Annotated in this window: 3 protein-coding genes; 2 read left to right on the top strand and 1 reads right to left on the bottom strand. The window is 65.9% G+C overall.

What is annotated here, in order from left to right:
• Positions 1–226, bottom strand: a 226-nt coding sequence (locus ELR45_RS34915; RefSeq protein WP_165367647.1) for a hypothetical protein, incomplete at its 3' end; no start/stop codon positions are given.
• Between the two features lie 129 nt (positions 227–355).
• On the opposite strand from ELR45_RS34915, the gene ELR45_RS10035 reads away from it, so the two are divergent.
• Together ELR45_RS10035 and ELR45_RS34910 are read left to right on the top strand one after the other, a co-directional pair.
• Positions 356–1,657 carry an ABC transporter substrate-binding protein gene (locus ELR45_RS10035; protein WP_129665573.1) on the top strand — a complete coding sequence of 434 codons (1,302 nt, stop codon included), beginning with the start codon at positions 356–358 and terminating at the stop codon, positions 1,655–1,657.
• A partial coding sequence (locus tag ELR45_RS34910) for a carbohydrate ABC transporter permease (protein ID WP_165367646.1) occupies positions 1,654–2,331 on the top strand: 678 nt, incomplete at its 3' end. The genes ELR45_RS10035 and ELR45_RS34910, both read left to right, overlap by 4 nt.

Raw genomic sequence — 2,331 nt, 5'->3', positions numbered from 1 at the left:
TGGACGCTGTGAGATCAGTGATGCTGTGCAGCGTGCCGAGGCCGCCGGCGACCGCGGCCGCGGTCGCCTCGTCAGGGTTGCCGTTCGCGCGTGCGCGGGGGAGCACGACGAGGCACTGCGCTGCCTTCTGCTCCAGCGTGAGTCTGCCGAGCCAACCGTCGACCCACTTCTCGCCAGCCGCGGAAAGCGGTTCGGAAGGGTTCACATGACTCAAGTCGGTTGCCATGCCTCTGGACATTATCAAACGTTTGCACTACCTTTCCATCAATCCGGCATCAACGTTGTCGAAGCCCACGCCCGACTAGCTCGCTCTGTCCTCGCCGTAGCCGGCGGGGCGTCTCGCAGGGAGTGAACCATGACCGTTCTACGCCAACGAACCGTTCCAAGCGTCCTCGTCGTGACCGGAGCTGTCATTCTCACCAGCTGCGGGCTGAGCTCGGAGTCCGAGACGGAAGCCGACACCGGCGGTGAGATCGAGGGAACGATCCAGTTCCAGACGATGCAGTTGTCACCGACGTTCGACGACTACATCAACGGCGTCATCGACGAGTTCGAGGAGGCCAACCCAGGTACGACGGTGGAATGGACCGACATCCCGAGCGATGCGGCCGCCCGCAAGGTCAACGCCGACTCGGTCGCTGGGACCCTGCCGGACGTCATGGATCTCGACACAGCCACCCTGGCGCCTCTCGGCCGGGACGGCCGGGTCCTCGATATGGCCGAGATCGTTCCTGAGCTCGAAGAGGACTTCGTGGCGTCGGCATGGGCCTCGTTCAACTTCGGGTCGACGACGGTGGCCGCGCTGCCCTGGTACCTCAACACGCCGGTGCTGTATGCGAACACAGAGCTCCTTGAGGAAGCGGGACTGGGCGACGAGCCGGCGCCCTCCGGATACGAGGAGCTCTTCGAGCAATCTGAGACGATCGCGGAGGAGACCGGCGAGGCAGGCTTCCAACCCACCGCCGTCGGGCTCCCGCACGCTTTGCTCACGATGGGTGTGCCCCTGGTCAACGAGGACGCGACCGTGGCCGTCCTCGATACCCCGGAAGCGGTCGCGTTCCTGCAACGGCTCGCGGACCTGTATGCGTCCGGCGGCATCCCGGCCGACACCGTCACCGCTCAGCAGCGCAGCGAGATCGAGACGTTCCAGGAGGGCTCCACGGCATACCTGGAGTCCGGACCCTCGCGCGTGCAGATCATCGAGGAGAACGCACCCGACCTGATCCCGTCGGTGGCGATCGAGAAGCCACTGGGTGCCACATCGGAGACCAGCTGGATCGTGGCGCATGGGATCGCGGTGCCAGGGACCTCGGAGAATCAGGCGACGGCGATGGCCTTCGCCGAGTTCCTCACGTCGCCGGAGAGCCAGCTCGACTTCGCCAAGCAGTCGAGCATCTTCCCGAGCACCGCGGCCTCTCTAGAGGACCCGTTCTTCACGGCGGAGCCGACCGATCTCGCGACGCAGGCCCGGGCCATCGCCGGTGCGAGCCTGCTGGAGGATAAGACCCTCGCGAAGCCGGCCGCCGTCGACTCCGAGTTCTCCACCGTTCTCTGGTCGCACGCGCAGACCGCGATCCTCGGCGAGACCAGTCCGGAAGACGCGTTGGCCGACGCTGAGGCCGAGCTGACGGCGATGCTGGAAGACCGCGACCAATGACGTTGGCGCCTCCAGCCACCAAGGCGAAGAGCAGTGCGCCTGCGGTGGGCCGGCGGCGGAGCATCCGCCAGCATCGATGGTTCGTACCGCTGGTCTTCATCATTCCGACTCTCGCGGTGCAGGGAGTGTTCCTCTTCCTGCCGCTGGTCAACACCTTCGTCCTTGCGTTCACCGACGCGAGCACGGTAGGCGGCGGGACGTTCACCGGCGTCGACAACTTCGCCACGCTCGCCGCCGACGGCGCCTTCTGGGCGGCGGTGGGCCGCACGTTCCTCTACATGGCGATCACGGTGCCGGTGATCACCGTCGTCTCGCTGGCGATCGCCGTGCTGGTCAATACTTCCGTGCGGGGAGCGAGCCTGGTACGGCCGATCCTGTTCTCGCCCATGGTCATGCCGATGGCCGTGGTCGCACTGATGTTCCAGTACGTGCTGAGCTCCGACGGCCTCGCCAACCAGATCCTGCAGGGGCTTCGCATCACGACGTCACCGGTGCCGTTCCTCAACGACTCGGACCTGGCCCTGTTCAGCCTGATGATCGTGACCGTGTGGAAGGGATGCGCGCTGTACACGCTCATCTTGCTCGCGGCACTCCAGAACGTGTCGCGGGAGCTCGACGAGGCCGCTCAGATCGACGGGGCTTCATGGCCCGTGCGTACGCTGCGGGTCACGCTG

This window comes from Phytoactinopolyspora endophytica (assembly GCF_004138495.1).
Taxonomy (GTDB): domain Bacteria; phylum Actinomycetota; class Actinomycetes; order Jiangellales; family Jiangellaceae; genus Phytoactinopolyspora; species Phytoactinopolyspora endophytica.
This window is presented reverse-complemented; position numbering and strand designations above follow the sequence as displayed.

Bases quoted from the DNA above. Each gene is read 5' to 3' on its own strand.
- ELR45_RS10035 (WP_129665573.1), top strand. From the start codon at position 356: ATGACCGTTCTACGCCAACGAACCGTTCCAAGCGTCCTCGTCGTGACC.